General features: G+C 67.2%; 16 protein-coding genes and 2 pseudogenes. 8 read left to right on the forward strand and 10 right to left on the reverse strand.

Annotated features, from left to right (window positions below; translation table 11 throughout):
* The 4 genes and pseudogenes from QX121_RS24665 to QX121_RS24680 all read left to right on the forward strand — a co-directional run bounded on the left by QX121_RS24665 (position 1) and on the right by QX121_RS24680 (position 3,489).
* Positions 1-426, forward strand: a complete 426-nt coding sequence (locus QX121_RS24665; RefSeq protein WP_315738866.1) for a DoxX family protein — start codon at positions 1-3, stop codon at positions 424-426.
* A gap of 26 nt (positions 427-452) precedes the next feature.
* A pseudogene (locus QX121_RS24670) lies at positions 453-1,343 on the forward strand (glyoxalase).
* Positions 1,344-1,373: 30 nt separating this feature from the next.
* A complete protein-coding gene (locus QX121_RS24675) occupies positions 1,374-2,777 on the forward strand; it encodes an alginate export family protein (protein ID WP_315813264.1) in 1,404 nt (467 codons plus the stop codon).
* A gap of 19 nt (positions 2,778-2,796) precedes the next feature.
* Positions 2,797-3,489, forward strand: a complete 693-nt coding sequence (locus QX121_RS24680) for a YoaK family protein (RefSeq protein WP_315738863.1) — start codon at positions 2,797-2,799, stop codon at positions 3,487-3,489.
* Positions 3,490-3,497: 8 nt separating this feature from the next.
* Here the strand turns inward: QX121_RS24680 and QX121_RS24685 are convergent, their stop codons facing one another.
* Complete coding sequence (locus QX121_RS24685) at positions 3,498-6,836, reverse strand: CHAT domain-containing protein (RefSeq protein WP_315813265.1); 3,339 nt, start codon at positions 6,834-6,836, stop codon at positions 3,498-3,500.
* Between the two features lie 314 nt (positions 6,837-7,150).
* Here QX121_RS24685 and QX121_RS24690 point away from each other — a divergent pair, with 314 nt between their 5' ends.
* Together QX121_RS24690 and QX121_RS24695 are read left to right on the forward strand one after the other, a co-directional pair.
* Positions 7,151-8,416, forward strand: coding sequence for an HlyD family secretion protein (locus QX121_RS24690; protein ID WP_315813266.1), 1,266 nt, complete (start codon positions 7,151-7,153; stop codon positions 8,414-8,416).
* A gap of 13 nt (positions 8,417-8,429) precedes the next feature.
* A complete protein-coding gene (locus tag QX121_RS24695) occupies positions 8,430-10,010 on the forward strand; it encodes a DHA2 family efflux MFS transporter permease subunit (RefSeq protein ID WP_315813267.1) in 1,581 nt (526 codons plus the stop codon).
* A gap of 123 nt (positions 10,011-10,133) precedes the next feature.
* Here QX121_RS24695 and QX121_RS24700 read toward each other — a convergent pair whose 3' ends face one another.
* The 4 genes from QX121_RS24700 to QX121_RS24715 are packed head-to-tail and all read right to left on the reverse strand — an operon-like array spanning position 10,134 to position 14,819.
* Positions 10,134-10,985 carry a fumarylacetoacetate hydrolase family protein gene (locus QX121_RS24700; protein ID WP_315813268.1) on the reverse strand — a complete coding sequence of 284 codons (852 nt, stop codon included), beginning with the start codon at positions 10,983-10,985 and terminating at the stop codon, positions 10,134-10,136.
* 9 nt (positions 10,986-10,994) lie between these two features.
* On the reverse strand, positions 10,995-12,317 hold the full coding sequence (locus QX121_RS24705; protein WP_315813269.1) for an MFS transporter: 1,323 nt from the start codon (positions 12,315-12,317) through the stop codon (positions 10,995-10,997).
* Between the two features lie 33 nt (positions 12,318-12,350).
* Positions 12,351-13,901, reverse strand: a complete 1,551-nt coding sequence (locus tag QX121_RS24710; RefSeq protein WP_315813270.1) for a bifunctional 3-(3-hydroxy-phenyl)propionate/3-hydroxycinnamic acid hydroxylase — start codon at positions 13,899-13,901, stop codon at positions 12,351-12,353.
* A gap of 24 nt (positions 13,902-13,925) precedes the next feature.
* Positions 13,926-14,819, reverse strand: a complete 894-nt coding sequence (locus QX121_RS24715) for a VOC family protein (protein ID WP_315813271.1) — start codon at positions 14,817-14,819, stop codon at positions 13,926-13,928.
* 174 nt (positions 14,820-14,993) lie between these two features.
* Between QX121_RS24715 and QX121_RS24720 the strand changes: the two genes are divergently transcribed.
* On the forward strand, positions 14,994-15,710 hold the full coding sequence (locus tag QX121_RS24720) for a GntR family transcriptional regulator (protein WP_315813272.1): 717 nt from the start codon (positions 14,994-14,996) through the stop codon (positions 15,708-15,710).
* 2 nt (positions 15,711-15,712) lie between these two features.
* Here the strand turns inward: QX121_RS24720 and QX121_RS24725 are convergent, their stop codons facing one another.
* Positions 15,713-16,369: a TetR/AcrR family transcriptional regulator gene (locus tag QX121_RS24725; RefSeq protein WP_315777158.1), complete on the reverse strand. Its 657-nt coding sequence runs from the start codon at positions 16,367-16,369 to the stop codon at positions 15,713-15,715.
* Between the two features lie 189 nt (positions 16,370-16,558).
* On the opposite strand from QX121_RS24725, the gene QX121_RS24730 reads away from it, so the two are divergent.
* On the forward strand, positions 16,559-16,987 hold the full coding sequence (locus QX121_RS24730) for a CHRD domain-containing protein (RefSeq protein ID WP_315738854.1): 429 nt from the start codon (positions 16,559-16,561) through the stop codon (positions 16,985-16,987).
* Between the two features lie 30 nt (positions 16,988-17,017).
* Here QX121_RS24730 and QX121_RS24735 read toward each other — a convergent pair whose 3' ends face one another.
* The 4 genes and pseudogenes from QX121_RS24735 to QX121_RS24750 all read right to left on the reverse strand — a co-directional run bounded on the left by QX121_RS24735 (position 17,018) and on the right by QX121_RS24750 (position 21,688).
* A complete protein-coding gene (locus tag QX121_RS24735; RefSeq protein ID WP_315813273.1) occupies positions 17,018-18,592 on the reverse strand; it encodes an EAL domain-containing protein in 1,575 nt (524 codons plus the stop codon).
* Between the two features lie 161 nt (positions 18,593-18,753).
* Positions 18,754-19,941 carry an MFS transporter gene (locus tag QX121_RS24740; RefSeq protein ID WP_315773336.1) on the reverse strand — a complete coding sequence of 396 codons (1,188 nt, stop codon included), beginning with the start codon at positions 19,939-19,941 and terminating at the stop codon, positions 18,754-18,756.
* Positions 19,942-19,968: 27 nt separating this feature from the next.
* On the reverse strand, positions 19,969-21,309 hold the full coding sequence (locus tag QX121_RS24745; RefSeq protein WP_315813289.1) for an NAD(P)-binding domain-containing protein: 1,341 nt from the start codon (positions 21,307-21,309) through the stop codon (positions 19,969-19,971).
* A 71-nt stretch (positions 21,310-21,380) separates the two neighbouring features.
* Positions 21,381-21,688: pseudogene (locus QX121_RS24750) on the reverse strand (ArsR/SmtB family transcription factor).

Here is a 21,688-nt window from a genome sequence, read left to right on the forward strand (position 1 = left end):
ATGGCGGGGATGTCCGACACGCCGCGGCCGATCGCCGCGGTGCTCGACTGGCGCTGGCTGTGGCCCGCGGCGCGGGTCGCGCTGGTTTCAGCCTATCTGATCGGCGGCGTCCAGAAGTTCATGGACTTCCCAAGCGCCATCGCTGAGCAGGCGCATTTCGGCCTGCAGCCGGCGGCGCTGTGGGCGTCGGCCGCGATCGCCGTCGAGCTGATCGGCTCGGTGCTCGTCATCGCGAACAGGTTCGTCTGGCTCGGCTCCGGCGCGCTCGGTGTGCTCACGCTCGTTGCGATGCTCACCGCCAATGATTTCTGGCACATGGCCGGCCATGAGCGCTTCATGGCGCTGAACGCCTTCTTCGAGCATCTCGGCCTGATCGCCGGCCTCGTGCTCGTCTCGATCATCTCCTGGCGCGCGCGCCGCGCTTGATCCACATCTGCTCATTCGAGGTCGTCATGGTCCGTTCCCGTCATCTGCTCGGTGCCGTCATTGCCACCACGCTGCTCGCCGCGCCCGCTCTCGCCAAGGACGCGGCGCCGCTGATCGGCGTGGGCGCGCAATACGACACCACGCATGTCTATGTCGCGCCCGACGACGTCGAGAAGTTCGCTACCTCTTTCCTCGCCACCTTCGGCGGCCTGAGCACCAAGCAGGTGGTTGCGACGGTGACGCCTGCTCCGAGCAGCACGACCTCGCAGCTGCTGCAGACGCCGGTCGGGACCGTCTCGCTGTTCGGCTTCAAGACACCAATCCCGTACCCATTCGGCGCCGAGCGCACCGGTTATCTCGTCACCGATCTGGACGCGGCGATCAAGGCGGCCAGGACCGCCGGCGCCGACGTGGTGGTTGCGCCGTTTCCCGATCCGATCGGCCGTGATGCGGTGATCTAGTGGCCGGGCGGCGTCAACATGCAATTGTATTGGCACACGACGAAGCCGTCCTACGCGGCGTTCCAGACCGTTCCCGACAACCGCGTCTATGTTTCGCCCGATCGCGTCGAGGCCTTCACGCGCGCCTTCCTGCGCTTCTCCAAGGGCAAGGTCGTCTCTGAGGACCCCAAGGCGCCTGGGGTCGAGATCGGTCGTCCCAACGATCACTATCGGCGCCTCCGCATCGAGTCGGTGTTCGGGCGGATGACCGTGCTCGTGACCGACGGCCATCTGCCATATCCGTTCGGGCGCGAGATGACCGGCTACGAGGTCGCCGATCTCAAGGCGACCCTCGACAAGGCGAAAGCAACAGGCGCGACCGTGCTAGTCGAGCCCTTCACCTCGGATAGGCGCGAACAGGCGGTGGTGCAGTTTCCCGGCGGCTATGTCGCGGAGATTCATGCGCCGTCGAAGTAGGGTATTGCTGCGATTCCCGAGAGGTGACGGATGGCGCGGGTCCTGAGAAAGACGGTGGTCGCGAGCGCGCTGCTCGGCGCGCTATGTGCGGCTACGTCAGCTCTCGCCGAGGACGACGCCTCACGTCCGGCGATCCGTACCAACCGCTGGCAGGAGGACTGGTCGGTGCTCGCCGATCCGGCGCGGCGCACGGCGCCATCAGATTCGATCAAGTACATCCCGCTGCAGCAGGATCATCCGCAGAGCTACGTCTCGTTCGGCATGAACCTGCGCGAGCGGTTCGAGAGCCTGGAAGCCGCGAGCTTCGGCATCGGTGGAACGAAACCCGATCAGCATGTCCTGCAACGGCTGCAGATCCATGCCGACGCACATCTCAACGAGCACTGGCAGCTGTTCGTCCAGCTGGAGGACGACCGTGCCTTCGGCAAGGCCAAGATCACGTCCGTCGACCAGGATCCGCTCGACCTCCGGCTCGCCTTCCTCGCCTATGTCGATGCGACGGAGAAGGGCACCTTCAAGGCCCGGGTCGGGCGCCAGGATTTCGACTTCGACCTGCAGCGCTTCGTCTCGTCGCGCGACGGGCCGAACGTGCGCCAGTCCTTCGACGCGCTGTGGGCCGACTGGGAAAGCGGCCCATGGCGCTTCATCGGGTTCGTCAGCCAGCCGGTGCAATACAATCTGGTGCGCCCGTTCGACGATACGTCGAACGGATCGTTCCTGTTCCACACCTTCCGAATCGAGCGCCAGGTGCTCGGCACCAACGAGCTGTCGTCGTATTATTCCTACTATCAGCGTGACAATGCGCGCTTCCTCGACGCAGCGGGTGCCGAGCAGCGCCACGTGCTCGACATCCGCTTCGCCGGCAAGCTGGCGGGCTTCGACTGGGATCTCGAGGCGATGGGGCAGGCGGGCTCGGTCGGGACGAAGCAGATCCGCGCCTGGGGCGCCGGGGCGCGCGCCGGCTACACCTTCGCCGATTTGGCTTGGCAGCCGCGCATCGGCCTTCAGCTCGACGGCGCCTCCGGCGACCGCCATCCCGGCGACAGCAGGATCGAGACCTTCAATCCGCTGTTCCCGAACGGCTATTACTTCACGCTCGCCGGCTTCACCGGCTACACCAACCTGGTCCACCTCAAGCCGTCGCTGACGGTGAAACCCGCGACCGATCTGTCGTTCATGGCGGCCGTCGGCCTGCAATGGCGCGCGACGACGGCGGACGCGATCTACGTCCAGCCCAATGTCGGGGTCGCCGGCACCGCGGGGCGGGGCAGCGCATGGTCCGGCGTCTACGCGCAGCTGCGCGCCGACTATCGCTTCAGCGCCAATCTCACCGGTGCGCTGGAAGCCGTGCACTACAAGATCGGTGATGCGCTGCGCCGCGCCGGCGGCCACGATAGCGATTACATCGGCATCGAGCTGAAATACGCGCTCTGAACAACGAAGGTAGGACCACATGTCGCAATTCGTGTCACGCAACGTTGTGCCGCTGCTGCTCAGCGTCAATGCCGGCTATGTCGACACGGCCGGCTTCCTGGCGCTGCAGGGCCTGTTCACGGCGCACGTCACCGGCAACTTCGTGACGCTCGGCGCGGCGCTGGCGCTCGGGACCTCGGGCGCGGTCGCCAAGCTGCTGGCGCTTCCGGTGTTCTGCGTGGTCGTGATCGCGACACGCCTGACCGGCACCTTGCTGTCGCGGCGGGGGGCGCGCGCCTTCGAGATCCTTATCGCGGTCAAGCTCGTGCTGCTGATCCTCGGCGCCGCGCTCGCGGTGCATTTCGGCGCGTTCCATGATGGCGACAGCCGCGAGGCGATCATCACCGGCATGGTGCTGGTCGCGGCGATGGCGATCCAGAACGCCGTGCACCGGATCCATCTGCCGACCGCGCCGCCCTCGACCCTGATGACCGGCACCACGACGCAGGTGATGATCGATCTCGCCGACAGGATCTATGTCGGTGACAAGGGCCAGGCGCCGCCGCCCGCGCGGCTCATGCAGATGGCCATCAACGTGCTCGCCTTTGCGCTCGGCTGCGGCGGCGCCGCGCTGCTGTTCGTGCGCCTGGGCAGCTGGTGCTTCGTCGTGCCACCGGTCGTTGCCGCGCTGGCTCTCGTCGTGCGTCTCGCCGGGCCGGAGCCGGCGCGCTGAGGACGCTGTCAGGTGCCGGTGCCGAGCGCCGGCTGTACGTTCGGCGCGGGGGCCGTTGGCGGCAACCGCGGCAGTGATGGCGCGACCTGGGTGTCGCCGTCGCAATGGACCGCGTAGAGCAGTCCGAGCGGGTTGCCGTGCTCGCGGAGAAATTCCCGGCGCAGGTTGAGGAACGTCTCCCCCAGCGGCATGCCGTCGAGAAAGCTCTCGAAGAAGCGCTTCGCCCAGGCCGTGGCGAAGATCGCCGGCGTCTTGCATTCCGTCCCAACCACGCCGCGCGCGCCCTTGGCCATGAAATACGGCACGAAGCCGTCGTAGAACGCCGGCGACAATTCGGCCGACTCGCAGGCGTTGATGAAGACGAGGGGGTTGCCGGGAAGCAGCTTGCTGGTCGGGGCGTCCAGGCTGAGCTCGCCCAGCGTGATGCCGGCATCGGTCAGCACCAGGCTGGAGCCGTCGGGACCGCCGGGATCGTCGAGGCCGGTCGCCCGGGCGTGACAATAGAGGTAGAGGATCTGGTCGTTGGTGGTCTCGTCGGCCAGCGCCTTGACCAGCTCCTTGCTGGTTGTGCGCGAGACCACGTGGACGTTGCGGCGTGCCGCCTTCTCCGCGACCCAGAAGCGCTGCTGCTGGGCGACGAGGTCGGCGCCCATCTGCCGGTCGATGTTGTCGTTGACGTTGACGCTGATGCTGAGTTCGGGCTTGTCGCTGGGGATCAGGCAGTCGGAGACGCGCGGCGTGTTCTGCATCGGGATCTGCTCGATCACGTGGCGCATGCCGATGAAATTGTCCCAGTCGAGCTTGGCGCCGGCCGAGGCATCGCCGACATAGAGCAGGCCCCACGGCACCGTGGTCGCCTCCGCCACGATCTGCAGCTTCAGCCGCCTGGAGCGGTCGCTGGTCAGTTTGCGCAGGAATTCGCCGATATCCTTGGAATCCTGCGCGGCGGCGGGGCCGAAGAACAGCTTCGTGAACAACGCCGCTCCCGCGCGCGCCATGATCTTGAGCGCGGCGTCGCGGTCGGCATCGGCGATGTCGATCCCGCTCTGGAAGACGAAGCTGCCGGCCGCGTTCTGATAGGTCACGACCTTCATGAGCTCCTGACGCGCGATCTCGATCGACTTGGCGAGGTAGTCCGGCAGCAACGGCAGCCGGGCGCGCACCGTGACGGGCTTCCAGACGAGACAGTCGTAACCGCCCGCGATCGGCATGATCGACAGGCCGACGTCGCGCGGATTGAGCACGCTGGCGGAGGAATAGGGCCGGCCATGCGCGCCCTCGACGCGGGGCGAGGGCGCCGCGCCGACATCGATGACGAGGTCCATCTGCTGGACGAAATTGCCGTCCTTGTGGACCGTCGCCCGCAGCGCCGACGGGCCGAATTTCTTCGGCGACAGGTCGAACCGCGCCTTGTTGCGCGACTTGCCTGTGCGCGGCAGCCGCAGCGGGCGGCTCTTGTCCGACAGCTCGAAATCGTCGCTGTCGAGCTGGATGGTCAAGGTGACATCGGACGTCCCTTCCGGGAACAGTTGCTCGTCGGCGAGCGGCACCGACGAGACGCCGCTCTGCTGGACGTCGACGTCGAAAGCGAAGGTGTACCACTGGCCCAGCTTCAACGGCGCATCGAGATCCTCGAAGCCGGCGTTGATCCAGCGCTGCTCGCCGGGCGGATAGGCTTTGCGGTTCTCGAACGGGGGTGGCTGCGCGACCGGCGGTGCCGGCACCCATTGCGGATATTGCAGCTGAACCTGCTGCTGCTGGTCTTCCTGCTGCCGTTGCTGCTGCTGATGCTGACCCTGCTCCCGCTGCTGCTGCTCGCGTTGCTGCCGCTGGGCCGGCTCGACCTGCTGCTGATCCTGCTTCTGCACCTGCTCCGGGAACGGAGCACGCTCGAACGTCCGCTGCCGCCAAAGCTGCTGATCGTCGCCCTGCTGATGGAGTTGCCTGAAGTCGCTGCCGAGCAGCCCGCCGCCCAGGCCGGGTTGCGGCTTGACGGCTGCGGGTGCAGCCAGGATCGCAGCCCAGAAAGCGTGCGCCACTTCGGGGTGGGCGATGTCGCTGTGGGCGCCGGCTGCGCCGCCGCCGTTCCTGATGATGCGGCTCGCCTCGATGTTGTAGACCCGGCCGCCGCCGAAATTGTAGCTGAAGCCGACATCCTGGATCGGCATGTCGACGATCGCCAGGGGCTGGGTGCCGCGGACGCCGAAGCTGCCGATGGCGCCGTACAGCGGATAGTCGGTATCGAGCAGATATTGCTGCTTGAGCCGCGCTCCGAGCGGGTAGAACCATCCGTTGGCCCGGTCGTAGCTCGAGCGGGTGGTCACGAAGGCGCCGCGCACGAGCCCCTTGAGCAGCGTGCGCCGGAAATAGCCCTGCGTCGGCGCGGCCTGCGGAATGCTCTCGGCATAGCACCACAGCGACAGCGCACCCTGAACCAGGAACATCGTCTCGACCGGGCGCGGCAGCGCGCGGCCGTCGGGCGTGCCGGCGACGGCCGCCGACACGACGATGCAGCCGAAGCTGTGGCCCATCAGGTGAACCCGGGCCGTGGGCGCCGCCTGCTGCAGTCTGACGAGGACATCATGAGCGCCGGCCTCGCCGAACTGGCGCGCGCGATCCTTCATCTTCCAGAACGACAGGATGCGGAGCGGCGCCAGCAGCGCGTCGCGCAGATCATCGCCGAGGCCCAGCGTCCCGGCGGTTGCGTCGGCCGGCGCGCTCCGCGCCTCGCTCACGATCACGGATGGATCGAACCGGTCCTGCTCGGCGCCGGGGCGTCCGCTCGCATCGCCCATCGCAAGGCCGGCCGCGGCGAACAGCCTGAGATAGGCATCGCGCATCGAGTCCGGCAACGTGGCCGCCGCCGGCGCAATGCGCGCCTGCTCGAGGATCGAGCGAATGTCGGCGCGTGCCGCCGGGGTGTCGGCGATGCGGGCCGCATAGCGTTCCACCTCCGCCTCGAGCGATGCCGCCGACGTGTCGGCGGACAGCAACCCGCCGCCGCCCGATGGCAGCGTCTCGTCTCCGAACGGCAGGCTCGGCCAGTGCAGTCCGATGATGACGGGGGCAAAGCCGGGACGCTGCCGCGCCGCGGCGAGCCGATCCGCTTCGAGCGCCGCCATGGCGGCAAGCCAGCGATCATACTGCTCGATCGCCGCAGGGACGTCGCCCATCCAGCCATGGCTCAGCAGAAGAATATCGGTGACCGCCCCGCCCAGCGTCTGGAGGCGGTTCACCACCATCTCGCTCGCGAGCGAACCGTCGGCCTCTCGCCGCTCCTGCCCCGTCGCGTCGAAGGCGATGAGCACGTATTGCAGGTCTGAGCCTGGTACCTGACGGACGGGCATGCGTGCCTCGCAATATGACCATGTCGGCACCCGCCGTGGTGGTTGGTTGCCGGCCCTAACAATTTCTTATTATGCGTGTGTTGTATTTAGCTGAGTTGATCGAGTCAACGCGATGACGTGAGGCTGCAACCCCGGCTGCGTCACGCAGTTGATCCTGCTGACGGCGGATCGCGGTGAAGGCGCAGGTGATCGCGCGCCGGCGGCCTCCAATGACGAAAAGTTTAGCTGTCCGCATCGCGGTCCGCCATTGCATCCCATCTGCATAACCCCCAATTCTAGAAACGAAACGGTTCCGTTCTATTCAAGGAGACGTGATGACACAGCAAGCTCTGTCATCGGCTGAGGTCCCATCGGCGGCCAACGACGGTCCGGCGCTCTCGGCCCGCGATCGTGCCGTGCGGCAATGGCGCGGGGATGCCTCCGGCGAGACTCCGCAGCAGATCGAGGCCAAGGCGCCGGCTGCGGAGCCCGGCCCGTCGCCGACGGAGCACGGGCAGCGCCAGGAGGGGTCCCGGAGGAGCCTGATCCGGCGGCATCCGCTTGGGGCAGCGCTGGGTCTCGTGCTGCTGCTCGCCGTCGGCGCCGGCGGCTACGTCTACTACGATGCGGCTGGTCACTATGAGACCACCGACGACGCCTTCATCGCGGCCCGCCAGTTCTCCATTGCGCCGAAAGTCTCCGGCTACATCTCCGCCGTCCCGGTCACCGACAACCAGCACGTCAAGGCCGGCGACGTGATCGCGCGCATCGACGATCGCGACTACAAGACCGCGCTGGCGCAGGCCGATGCGCAGGTGAAGTCGGCGCAGGCGGCGATCCGCAACATCGATGCGCAGATCGAGGTGCAGCAGGCGCAGATCACCGCGGGCCAGGCCCAGGTCGAGCAGGCCCAGGCCGGGCTGACCTTCGCCGAGCAGCAGGCCAAGCGCTATCAGGACCTCGCCCGCACCGGCTCCGGCACGGTGCAGAGCGAGCAGCAATACACATCGCAGCTCCAGCAGCAGAAGGCGGCGCTGACCTCGGCGCAGGCCAACCTCTCGGTCGCGCAACGCCAGTTGGAGTCGCTGAAGGCGCAGCGCGAGAGCGCCGAGGCCAACCTCACGCAAGCCCAGGCACAGAGCAACCAGGCGCAGCTCAATCTGTCCTACACCACCGTGACCGCGGCGCAGTCCGGCCGCGTCGTCAATCTCAGCGCCGCCGACGGCCAGTTCGCGGCACAAGGCACGGCGCTTTCGATGTTCGTGCCAGACGACGTGTGGGTCAGCGCCAATTTCAAGGAAACGCAGCTCGACCAGATGCGCCCCGGCGAGCCCGTGACCTTGGAAATCGATGCCTATCCCGAGCGCGAGATCCGTGGCCACGTCGCCAGCGTGCAATCCGGCTCGGGCCCGGCCTTCTCGTTGCTGCCGCCGCAGAATGCGACCGGCAACTATGTCAAGATCGTGCAGCGCGTGCCCGTGAAGATCGAGATGGACGATCCGCCGACCGACGTCGCACTCGGGCCGGGCATGTCGGTGGTGCCGACCGTGCGCGTCGATCCCAAGCCGTCGCTCTATGAGCGGCTTAAGGCTGCGCTGTGAGAAGGCTGATGCCATGAGCGAGGCCGCTGCTCTCTCCGCGCCGCGCGCCGGCAGTCCCTGGATCATCGCCGTGCTGGTTGCGCTCGCGACCTTCATGGAGGTGCTGGACACCACCATCGCCAACGTCGCGCTGCCCTATATCGCCGGCGGCATGGGTGTCAGCCAGGACGAATCCTCCTGGGTGGTGACGACCTATCTCGTCTCCAACGCGATCATCCTGACGGCGTCGAGCTATCTCGCCAAGCGTTTCGGCCGCAAGACCTTCTTCCTGCTCTGCCTCGGCCTGTTCACCGTGAGCTCGGTGCTGTGCGGCTTCGCCTGGAATCTGCAGGTGCTGCTGCTGTTCCGGATCATGCAGGGCCTCGGCGGCGGCGGCATGGTGCCGGTGGCGCAATCGATCCTGGCCGACTCCTTTCCCCCGGAAAAGCGCGGCCAGGCCTTCGCGTTGTTCGGCGTCGCCGTGGTCGTGGCGCCGGTGGTCGGCCCGACGCTCGGCGGCTATCTCTCCGACAACGCGTCGTGGCACTGGTGCTTCCTGATCAACGGCCCTGTCGGTGTTGCGGCAATGATCCTGATCGGACTGATCCTGAAGGAGCCGGCCTCAGTCACGGCGGAGCGTCGCAAGCAGGCGCACGGCTTCGATGTCGTCGGATTCCTTCTCGTCGCGACCTTCCTCGGCGCGCTCGAACTGATGCTCGATCGCGGCCTGGAGGACGACTGGTTCGACTCGCGCTTCATCATGGTCACCGCCGCGGTCTGCGTCGCGGCCTTCATCGCCATGATCCCGTGGGAGATGAACCGGAAGAATCCGACCGTGGACGTCCGCATGCTGGCGTCGCGCCAGTTCGGCGCCAGCTTCCTGGTGATGCTGGCGACCGGCGCGATCCTGCTCGGCACCACGCAGATGCTGCCGCAGATGGTGCAGCAGGATTTCGGCTACACCGCCACCTGGGCCGGCCTCGTGCTGTCGCCGGGCGGCCTCGTGACGATGGCGATGATGTTCGTGGTCGGGCGCCTCTCAGGCAAGGTGCAGCCGAAATACATGATCATGACGGGCGCGGCCGTCGTGGCGTTCGCGATGTACGACCTCACCCGGGTCTACGCCAATGTGGATTTCTGGTTCTTCGCCGAATCCCGCATGCTGATCGGAATTGGCCTGCCGCTGATCTTCCTGTCGATCACGACCGCGTCCTACAACGGCATCCCGCCTGAGAAGACCGATCAGGCCTCGGCGCTGATCAACGCCGCGCGCAACACGGGCGGCTCGATCGGCGTGTCCCTGGCGGCCAACATCCTGGCGCACCGTGCGCAGTTCCACCAGAGCCGGCTGGTCGAGAATGCGATTCCGTCCAATCCGGCCTATCAGGACACGCTGCACCAGATGACCAACTACTTCACCGCGCATGGCAGCTCGCTGGTCCAGGCGCAGCAGCAGGCGCTCGCCTGGATCGGCCAGACCGTGCAGATGCAGTCGTCGCTGCTCGCTTATGTCGACGTCTACTGGGCGCTGATGCTGATCTCGCTGTCGGCGATTCCGCTGGCGCTGACGCTCCGCAAGGTCAGGCTCGGCGGCGGGCCGGCGATGGCGCATTGAGTAGGCACTGTTGTTCGGCTGTCATTCCGGGGCGATGCGCAAGCATCGAACCAGGAATCTCGAGATTCCGGGTTCAGCCCTGGCGGGCTGCCCCGGAATGACGGTCAAGAACATCAGGGGCGCTCACACCGTCTCGTCCGCGATCCCGTTCCGCAGCAGACCGATCCGGTCGATCTCGACCTCGACGACGTCGCCGGGCTTCATCCACAGCGGGGGCGTGCGGCGGGAGCCGACGCCGCCGGGCGTTCCCGTGGCGATCACGTCGCCGGGCTCGAGCCGGGTGAACGACGAGCAGTATTCGATCTGGCGCGGGATATCGAAGATCATCTGGCTGATCGTGGCGTCCTGCACGACCTCGCCGTTCAGTCGCGTTTGCAGCCGCAACGGGCCGAGATCGTCGATTTCGTCCGGCGTGACCAGCCACGGGCCGAACGCGCCGGTCGCGGGAAAATTCTTTCCCGGCGTGAACTGGTGGGTGTGGCGCTGGAAGTCGCGGACGCTGCCCTCATTGTAGCAGGCATAGCCGGCGATGTGCTGCCAAGCCTCGCTGCGCGGGATGTAGCGGCCGGGCTTGCCGATGACGATGGCGAGCTCGCCCTCGAAATCGAGATCGGTCGAGACGCGCGGGCGGATGATGTCGGTGAGATGCCCGGTCTGGCTGTTGGCGAAGCGGCCGAACACCGTGGGGTTCTCGACCTCGGAGCGGCCGGTCTCCTTGCGGTGCGTCTCGTAGTTCAGGCCGATGCAGAGGATCTTGTCCGGGTTCGGGATCACCGGCAGGAAGCTGATGGCGGAGAGCGGATACCGCCTCGCGCCCCAGGCCGCTGCGGCCGCCTCCTTCAGCGCGTCCGCTGCGATCGCCGATTTCAGGTCGGGGAAGCGGTCGCGCAGGATAGCACCGAGATCGGCGATCTCAGTGCCCTCGACCAGTCCCCAGGTCGGCGCATTGTCGATGGTGAAGCTTGCAAATCTCATCCGATGTCCTCAGGTCGAAACCGCCGCTACGGCGGAGGGAGAAGCCGGTTCTTGCGCCGATTTCGCGAAGCGCGCGATGGTGCGCTCCGGGAAGATCAGCGCGAAGGCCGAGATGGCGCCGACGATCAGCACGCCGGCGGTGAATGTCATGGCGTGGGCGTAACCGAGCGGCGCGTTGTTTCCGGCCTCGCCGACGATCCAGCCGGTGAGCGCATTCGATACCAGTGCGGATGCCGCGTTGCCGGAGTAGATCACGACGATGAGTCGGCCGCGCTGGATCGCCGGCGCCACGGCGCCAAGCGCGACGGGGCCGAAGATCGTGGTGAGGCTCGGTGCGGCGAAGGCGATCGCGATACAGGCGAGCTGCAGCGGACCCGTCGTGACGATGCTGAGCAGCAGCGCACAGCCGGCGGCGAGCAGCGCGAGGCCGGAGGCGTGGCCGAGGCAGGCGCGCAGGCTGAAGCCACGACGCTGCAGAACTTGCGTCAGCCAGGAGCCGCCGAGCAGCAGCGGCGATTGGAACAGATAGATCCCTGAGATGATCCAGCCGACATCGACCTGCTTGTAGCCGAGCCCGAGCTGCAGAAAAGGCGGCAGCCAGGTCGCGGACATGCCGACGATCCAGTACGACGCGGTCGACATGATGATGACGCCGATCACGGTCGGATCGGCCCACAGCACGCGCGCCGGCAACGCCTTGTCCTTCGCCGCCGAAGCCTCCGGCGCAAGGGCGGAGTAGGGGCCTTCGCCGCCGACCAAGAACCAGCCGAGCATCCAGGCCAGCCCGAGCAGGCCGCAGAACAGGAAGCCGGTGCGCCAGCCATAGCTCACGATGACATAGGTCAGGATCGGACCGCCGGCCAAGAGACCGACGCTGATGCCCTGCAGCACCACGGCGCTCGGCACGCTGCGCCGGTCGGCGGGAAACCAGTTGTAGCAGGCGTGCAGCGCGGTCGGCAGTCCCGGCCCTTCGCCGGCGCCGAGGATGATGCGGCAGATCACCAGCACCGCGATCGAGCCGGAGAAGAAGATCGGGATCTGCGTCGCCGACCAGACGCCGGCCATGATCAGGAGCAGCCATTTCACCGGGAAGCGGCCGACGACGAACATGCCGACCGCCATGCCCGACAGCGAGAACAGCAGGAAGAAGCTGCTGCCGATCAGGCCGAACTCCTTCGGGCTCAGACCCAGCTCCTTCATCATCGGCACGGCCGAGAGGCCGAACACCAGCTTGTCGAAGAAGTTCAGCGTCTGGAACAGGAACAGCATGACGAGGACGGCGATCGCGCGTCCTCCCACACTGGGTCTGGCGGTGTCGGATGATGTCGTCATGGCGTTTCCCCGTTTGATAGTCTCTTGTTTTGATTAGTGCAGTCGTTCGTTCAACTCGCTCAGCAGCGCGGCGAGCTCCGGCGCGTCCGTCGCGACGCCGTAGACATAATGGTCGGGTCGCACCAGCGCGGCGCTGCAGCCGTGGCGTTCGAACCAGCGTGCGACGACGGCGCTCTCCTCGTGCAAGCCGTGACCGCCGATGACGATCACACTGATCCCGGCGTCGCGGGTGGCAGCGTCGATCGAGCTCGAGTTCAGCGCACCCCGCCCGTCGAGGACGAGCCGCCATCCGGTGCCGGCGACGGTATCGAGCAGGGCACGCCCGCCATCACCGACGATCCAGGGTTGCGGAAACAGCGTGCCATTGGCCGCGTTTGCCTTGGTCGCGAGCAATCCCTGCGTCAGCGGCGGCACGATCTCCTGCCGGGTGATGGTGCGCGGCACGCCGCCGCCTTCGGCAAGGATACGCGCATCGCGTGCCGCTGCGGCCTCCGGATCCTGCTCGCAGATGACGCGGCCGATCGCCTTGATGCGCGTGGTCAGCTCGCGCACATGCGTGCTGCGCTCGATCTCGTAGCTGTCGAGCAGGGCCGCGGTCGATTGTCCGCGCAACACGCGCGCGAGCTTCCAGCACAGATTGGCGGCATCGCGCAGGCCCTGGCACATGCCCTGGCCGATGAAGGGCGGCTGCTGATGCGCGGCGTCGCCGGCGAGCAGGACACGACCCTGGCGCCAGCGGCGCGCGACCAGCGCATGGAAGCGGTAGCTCGCCGCGCGCCACAGCTCGCCATCGTCCGGAGAGAGCCAGGGGGACAGCAGCTGCCAGACCTGCTCCGGCTGCTCCATCGCCTGGCGGTCTTCCCCCGCTCGCAGCATGATCTCGAAGCGACGATGGTCGCCGGGACCGATGATGTAGGTGGTCGGACGCGCGGGATTGCAGAATTGGGCTGCGGTGGCCGGGAGCTTGCTGACGCCGCTGTCATTCACGAGAAGATCGACCACCAGCCACGGCTCGTCGAAGTCGAGATCGTCGAAGCTGATGCCGAGCTGCTGGCGCACGGTGCTCGAGGCACCGTCGCAGGCGATGACATAGTCCGCGGTGACCTCGCGCATCGTGCCGTCCGCCCGCTGCAGCGTGATGGTCGCCGCCGTTGCATCCTGCCGGATTGCGACGAAGGTCGTGCCAAGCTCGACCGTGACGGAAGGACAGCGGTGAACACGATCGCGCATCACCTGTTCGACCGGCGGCTGCGTGAACACCATGCTCGGCGTGTAGCCGAGGGGATAGGGCTCGCCAACCATGTCGATGCGGCGGATCAACTGCCCTTGCGCGCCGAAATGCTCGGACGCGGGGAACGGCGCGACGTAGCGGCTGACTTGTTCGGCGATGCCGAGATTGTCGAACAGCCGCATGATCTCGTGATCGAGCGCGATCGCGCGCGGCTTGTCGTAGATGTCGATAGCGCGGTCGATCGCGAGCGTTTTGATGCCCTGCGTGCCGAGCAGGCTCGCGGCGATGGCGCCGGTCGGACCGAAGCCGATGATGACGGCCTCGAAATGCTTGTGATCTGACGTGGCGGACATGGAAACTCGGAGTTGGAGAATGAGTCAGGCGGCGTAGCCGACCGCGAGCTGCGCGGACTTGACGTGCTCGGCCTTGGGCGGCGCGATGCCCCATTGATCGGTGCGGCCGGGCGGCCAGACCCAATGCTCCGGCCCGCGCACGACGTAGTCGTCGTCGACCTGCAGCACCTCGGCGGTGTATTCGATGACCGTGCCGACGGGATCAATGAAGTAGGCAAAGACATTGTCGCCGGGGCCGTGGCGTCCGACACCCCAGGCGATCGGATGACCGGCATCGATCATGCGGCCCGCGCCACGCATCACGCCCTCCCAGGTCGGCATCAGGAAGGCGACGTGGTTGAGCCCGTTGACCTTCGCCGCAGCGATCACGACGGCATGGTGGTCCGAATTGCAGCGAACGAAGGCCATCGCCGCGGAGCGGTCGGTCAGGCGGAAGCCGAGCGCCTTCTGGTAGAATGCCGCCGAACGATCGACATCGGTGCTGTTGAGGTTGACGTGGGCGAGCCGCTCCGGGAGCTCGGGCCGCGGCGGCTTGGCGTCGTGCCTGATGTCGCCATGCACGAAGCGCAGCACGCCGCCTTCGGGGCCGCGCAGGCTCATGATCACGCCGCCGTCGGGGCCGGGGTTGGGCGCCGGCGCTGCGATCAGCGTCGCGCCTTCATGGATGGCGTTGCGGCTGATGGCATCGAATTCACTGGAATCGGCGAGGCGGAATGTCACCGCCTGCAGCTCGGTGCGCTCGCTCCGGTGCAGCGCCACGACGTGATGGTCGCTGCCGGTCGCACGGAGATAGGCGACGCCGTGGGCCTCTGCGACGCGCTCCAGCCCCCAGGTCTGCCGATAGAACGCTTCCGAACGCGCGAGATCGGGCGTGCCCAGATCGACGCTGCGCAGAGCCGCGACCGGAAACCGGGTCATAAGCGTGTCCTCCTGCGCGATGCCCGGGTGAGGACGCGCGACGTTTCTGTCCATGGCCGGCGAAACCGGCTCGTCCCTTTTATTACAGAAAAAATCGAAATCAATAAGAATTTATAAATTTTATGTTGTGTGGCCCGGCTCTATATATGTCGTCTGATTCAGAGGAGACCGGACGTGGATGCGGTTTTGGAGGCCGAGGGGCAGGGCCCGTCGACGCAGGCGAGTCATGTGTATGACCGGCTGCGCGAGGACCTGCTGTCCGGCCGGCTGGCGCCGTCGCGCAAGCTGCAGATGCGGTTTTTGACCGAGACCTATCAGACCGGGCAGACGCCGCTGCGCGAGGCGCTCAACCGCCTGACTGCCGACGGACTGGTCGAGGTGCGCGAGCAGCGCGGCTTCTACGTCAAAGACATCAGCCGCGCCGAGCTCGCCGAGCTGACCAAGACGCGCTGCTGGGTCGAGGCGCTGGCGCTGCGCGAGTCGATGGCGGCGGCGACGCCTGATTGGGAGGAGCAACTGGTGCTGGCGCAGCATCGGCTCAGCCGCGCGCCGCGCTCGCTCAGCGCGACGACGTTCGAGGACAATCCGGAGTGGGAGAGGCTGCACTGGATCTATCATCGGGTCCTGATCTCGAACTGCGGCTCGCAGTCGCTGATCGCGTTCTGCGGCCAGCTTGCCGACCAGCTCTATCGCTACCGCCGGCTGTCGATCCGCAAGGCGTTTCCGTCACGCCCCGTCGGCGACGAGCACGCCGACATCGTGAACGCCGTGCTCGACGCCGACACCGAACGCGCGGTTGCGCTGCTCACGGCGCACTATCAGCGCACCGCGGACGTGATCCTGCAGGACGAGACGATCTTTCCGGAGCTGCGCAAGGACAAAAAGATTTAGGATCACGTCGTCGCGGCGAGGAAGAAGTCGACGCGCTTCTCGACATGCGCCTGGGCTTCCTTCTTCAGGGCGCGCATGTCCTCGCCGAGCAGACTGCGGATCAGCACGGCGAACACGACGAGATCGAGGAAGATCCGTGCGCTGTCCTCGATGCGGTCGGCCGAGAAGGCGCCCTTGCCGGCGAGACCTTCGGCGCGCGCCAGCTCGCCGATCGCGTGGCTCACATTGCAGGTGGCGCGCTTGCGCGCCGTGTCCTGGATCTCGAGCGTCAGCTCGGGAAAGCGCGGACTTTCCGCAATCGCAGTGCGCATCAGGCCGATCGTGTCCTCGACGAAGGCGCGCTCGATCAAGGTGAGCCCGAGGCTGATCAGCCGGGCGCGGAAGGTGCGGCCCTGCGGCGCCAGGTTCTCATACTGCGTGTTGCGCGCGGCCTGGCGGCCGATGACGGCCGCGAACAGCGCGGCCTTGCTGGGAAATCGCGCGTAGATGGTCGGCTTGCCGGCGCGCGCGGTCTGCGCGATCTCGTCGACGCTCGCGCCTTCGAAGCCGTTTGCGAGGAACACGGTCTTTGCCGCGTCGAGAATGCGCTCCTCGACCTCGCCGGCACGTTCGAGCGGAGGCCGCCCCACCTTGCCGCGCGCCGTCTTGGAAGCAACCATTCGATCCGCCATGGCTTTCTTTCGAGGCCTTTGTGTTCCCGTCCTGTTTGGCACAGGGGTCGGGATTGTTCAATCAACGCGGCCTGGGCCGCTGCCCATGCCTGGGCTGTTAACGCGTGCCACGGAATATCGGCTTGCCCGTGGGGTCTCGAACACCGAGACTGCACAAAACGATTTAGGAGGAAAACCATGGGACGGACATTCGTTCATTTGGCGTTGCTCGCCGTCGCCTGCGTCGCGGCCGCGCCACTCGCTCATGCTGAAACCGTCGTTCTGAAGTCTGAACTCAAGGCAGCCAACGAGGTGCCGCCGAACGCGTCCGCCGCGTCGGGCGCGGCCGAAGCGAGCTTCGACACCGCAACCAAGACGCTGAGCTGGAAGGTTACCTTCTCCGGCCTCAGCGGCCCGCCGATCGGCGCGCATTTCCACGGGCCCAGCGAGCCCGGCAAGAACGCCGGCATCGTGCTGCCGTTCAAGAGCCCGGAGCCGCCGATCACGGGCTCCGCCGTGATCACCGATGCGCAGGCGGCCGATCTGCTGGCCGGCAAATGGTACGCCAACGTCCACACCCAGGCGAACCCGGGCGGCGAGATCCGCGGACAGATGACCAGGCAGTGAGGCGTGTGCCCGACGCGCGCGGGCTCGCCGTCACGCGGCCAGTTCCGGCTCGCCGGCCTGGCCGGGAACGGCCGAGGCCCGGCGCACGTCGAGGAACTGCTTGAAACGGCCGAGCGACATCGGCTGTGCGACCAGATAGCCCTGGCCTTCCTCGACGCCGCAGGCGACCAGCGCATCGACCTGCTCCTGATGCTCGATGCCCTCGGCGACCACGGACATGTCGAGCTCGCGCGCCAGCGCCACCAGCATCTGCACCACCACCACGGCGGACTGGTCGCGGGTGATCGCGTCGACGAAGAACTTGTCGATCTTCAGGATGCGCGCGCCGAGCCGCTGGATGTAGGACAGGCCGCTATGGCCGATGCCGACGTCGTCGAGCGCGACGCGGAAGCCGAGCTCGCTGAGCTCCTTCACGACATCAGTCGCCTTGGTGAGATCGGCGAGCTCCTCGCGCTCGGTGACCTCTAGCACGACTTGGCGGGGGGAGACCGACGAGGATGCGACCGTCTTGCGTAGATCGTCGATGAAGCGGTCGCCGAGCAGATGGCGCGGGGTGATGTTGACGGACAGCTTGAACAGCTTGTCCTGCTTCATCTCCGGCTGCAGCTCGCGCAAGGCGGTCTTGAGAAGCTGCCAGGTCAGCTTCTCAATGCGGCCGGTGCTCTCGGCGAGCGGGATGAAGCTCATCGGCGGGATCAGCCGGCCGTCCGGCTTCTCCCAGCGCGCCAGGATCTCGCAGCCGACGATGTCGCCGGTCTTCAGTCGGAAGGTCGGCTGCACATAGGGCTTGAACTCGTTGGCCGCGAGCGCGCGATCGAGCTCGGCGACCGGGTCCACTGGCCGGCTGAGATAGCTCGCCAGCAGCAGGCCGAACATGCCGCCCAGCGTGCCGGCGGCGAGCATCGTCAGGAGATAAGCGAGGTCGCGGCGCGCGCTCAGGCTCTGCGGTCGCACATGGATCGTGGCCTGCAGCGGATAGCGGTCGGACACGGTGGTGAAGGCGACGGTCTGCGCCGGCGTCTTGGCTGATGTATCGGGTTGATAGCCGGCCACCTGCTCGCCATCGGGCAGGGTCAGGGTGACATTGCTCTCGGCGCGCAGGCCGACCGGCATCACGTCCAGCAGGTTGCCGTCGATGCGCAGGATCGCCGCCAGCGACCGTTGCGCGTCGATGTCGCGCATCACGCCGAACGCGGCGCCGGTGAACTGCTCGACGCGGAACAGCCGCAGCTCGCCGTCGGCGGACTTGAACATCTCGTCGCGCCGCGCCCAGCCATTGTCGAATTCGAGCGTTTCGGAATAGGCCGCGCACTCGACCGCACCGTCGCGATCGACGGTGCGGATGTCCTTGATGATGGTGCCTTGATAGACGTGAAGGCGCAGCGCCTGTAGCGCGACGGCGCTGCAATCCATCGGTCCTTTCGCGATGAGACGGTTCAGGATCGATCCGGCCGAGTCGATCGCGGCCTCGGAACGGCGCAGCGCCACCTTGCTGAGCTCGCTGAGCTGCCGCGCGGTCTGGTTGCCGATCAGCGCGGTCACGGCGAAATCGGCGCCGGCGAGGAAGATCCCGACGCAGGCGGCCACCGCCCCGACACGAAGCATGTGTTTGCGCTGCAATGCCATCGTGTGGTGAACACCCCCGTATGACCACGGGTATCATTCAATCCAACCTTCAACCTTCCGTATATGCGCCCCAGGATGCCCGTCCGCAGCGGCAAGGTGGGCTGTGCGCGCAGAAAGCTGGTTAAGGAAGTGCTACCGGCTCAGGCCGCCTTGTCGGTCGTGCTGCGCGGCACCGCCGCCTCGGCGCGCCCGGCCGGGAGCAGCATCAAGGCGGCGAGCGCCGACAGGCTGAGGCTCGCCGACACGATCAGCACGCCGCGGCCGAGCCCGTCGATCAGCAGGCCGAACAGCAGCGGCGCGAAGGCCTGGCAGATCCGTGACGGCGCCCCGATCAGGCCGAGCCGGTAGGCGTAGTTGACGGGGCCGAAGATCGCGAGCGGCAGGGTGCCGCGAGCGATCGTCAGGATGCCGTTGCCGGAGCCGTGCAGCAGCGCGAAGGCCGCCGCGGCGCCGCCGCCGAACAGACCGATCGTCACGGCGGCGATCGGATGGGTGATGCAGGCGAGCCGCGCCGAGGCGAGCGGATGGAAGCGGCTGAGGAAGCCGGCCTCGAACACCCGCGCGGCGACCTGCGCCGGCCCGATCATCATGCCTGCGAACAGCGCCTGCGCCGGCGTCGCGCCGAACGCCTGCATCAGCCGCGGCAGATGCACCGCCATCGCCGCGGTCACGGTCCAGGCCGCGGCCATCGCAAACGCGATCAGCACCATCGGGCGGTCGAGCGGGATGTTCGGCTTGCCGGTCGGCATCTCGCCGGGCGCCATCTGGGTCGCACGCGGCAGCGACAAATTGAGCGGCAGGCCGATCACGAGGTGCGCGATCGCCCAGGCGAAACAGGTCTCGCGCCAGCCGATCGTCGCGAGCCCCAGCGTGCTCAGCGGCCAGCCGACGGTGGAGGCGAAGCCCGCGATCAGGGTGATGCCGGTGATCGCGCCGCGTGCATCCTTGCCATAGATGCGCCCGAGCGCGCCGAACGCGGCGTCATAGAGGCCGAGCCCCATGCCGACGCCGAGCCACAGCCACGCCAGCGCCATCACCCACAGCGAATGCGACAGGCCGAGCAGCGCCAGCCCGATCGCCAGCACGATGTTGGAGGCGCACAGCACCTGACGGCCGCCGACGCGGTCGATCTGGCGGCCGATGCGCGGACCCAACAGGCCGGAGATGATCAGCGAGGCCGAGAACGCGCCGAAGAACCAGTTGTTGGACAGGCCGAGATCCCTGGCGATCGGGTCGGCGAGGATGGCGGGAAGATAGTAGCTCGATCCCCAGGCCAGCGTCTGGGCGGTGCCGAGAGCGATGACCACGCCCAGCCGTCGTGCCTGCATTCCGTTAAACCTCTGCTTGGCTCTACGTCACGAACAGCCGCAGCCGCTGCGGCCAGCCTCCTTGGCCTTGGCATCATCGGCACAGCAACTGTCTACGCCGGACGGCGCCGGTCCGCCACAGCAGCCGGACAGGGCTGCAATGCTCTCCAGTCCGCCGCGGGTGCAGACGCCGGTCTCCGGCAGTTTCAACTCGACGCGCTGCGCGGCGGCCTTGTCGCCGGCGATGTCGGCGGTGATCGAACGGACCTGCTCATAGCCTGTCATCATCAGGAAATTTGGCGCGCGGCCATAGCTCTTCATGCCCGCGAGATAGAGTCCGGGCTCGTCGGCCTGCGCCAGCTCGCGCGCGCCATGCGGCCGTACCGTGCCGCAGGAATGCTCGTTCGGATCGATCAGGGGCGCCAGCGCCTCCGGCGCTTCGATCGCCGGATCGAGCCGCAGGCGCAGCTCCGCCAGCAGCGACAGATCGGGACGGAAGCCGGTGGCGACGATCAGCTCGTCCGCGCCGACGCTGCGGTCACCGGCCGCGATGATCTGCAACTTTCCGTCCTCATCGGTGATCCCCGTGACGCCGAAACCGGTCTCGAGCCGGATGCGGCCCGAACGCACCAGCGCGGCAAAGGCCAGGCCGAGCTCGCCGCGCGCGGCGAGCTGGTCGGCGCTGCCGCCGCCGAACGCCTTCGCCGGATCGTCGCTGCGCAACAGCCAGATCGCCTGCGTGCCCGGCGCGTCCTCGGCCAACGCGGCCAGATCGATCAAGATGCCGATCGCCGAGTGGCCGGCGCCGAGCACCGCGACCGCCTTGCCCGCATAGCGGCTGCGCTGCGCGCCTCGGACGTCCGGCATCGCATAGGCGATGCGCGCCGCATGCGCGGCCTCGCCGAGCGCGGGCAGCCCGCCGTGGCCTGCAGGATTGGGCGAGAACCAGGCACCGGAGGCATCGATGACGGCGTCGGCCTGCAGCGCCGCCTCGCCCTTGCCGTTGTGGATGCGGATCTCGAACGGCGCATCGGCGCGTCCCTTCGACTTGGCCTTGTCGAAGCCGGCTCGGCTGATCGCGGTGACGCGATGCGAGGTCCTGACGACGTCGCGCAGCTCCGTGCGTGTCGCGAGCGGTGCCAGATATGTCTCGATCAGCTCGCGCCCGGTGGGATAGACCTCGGGCTCGGGCGAATTCCATCCCGTCGCAGCGAGCAGCCGCGCCGCCGCTGTATCGATGTTGTACTTCCACGGCGAGAACAACTGGACGTGCTGCCATTGCCGCACCGCATGCGCGGCTTCCGGACCTGCTTCCAGCACGACCGGCTTCAGGCCGCGCGCCAGCGCATGTGCCGCTGCCGCCAGCCCGACCGGGCCGGCGCCGATGATCGCGACCGTCTTGGCGTCCGTCGTGTACTCCTCCTATACTTCTAGAAGTATCGAATTAAAAGGCGAGATCATCAAGCGGCCGGCCTCGCGGTGCCGCAGTCGCGCTCCTCGACGCAGCATTCGGAAACCAGAAAGCCGAGCAGGGAGCGCATCACGTCGTATTCGGCATGGCAGACCAGCGTCGTGCCCTCGCGCATCTGCGAAATCAGCCCGACCGCGACCAGCGTCTTGACGTGGTGCGACAGCGTGGACGCCGGGACCTTCAGCCGCTCCTGCAGCCGGCCGACCGGCATCCCGGCATGCCCGGCGCGCGGTAGATCTTCAGGCGCGTGGTGTTGCCAAGGGCTTCCAGGCGGGCAGCGGCGTCATCGAGCTTCAT

Origin of the sequence: Bradyrhizobium sp. SZCCHNR2028 (assembly GCF_032380995.1) — a bacterium.
Lineage (GTDB): Bacteria > Pseudomonadota > Alphaproteobacteria > Rhizobiales > Xanthobacteraceae > Bradyrhizobium.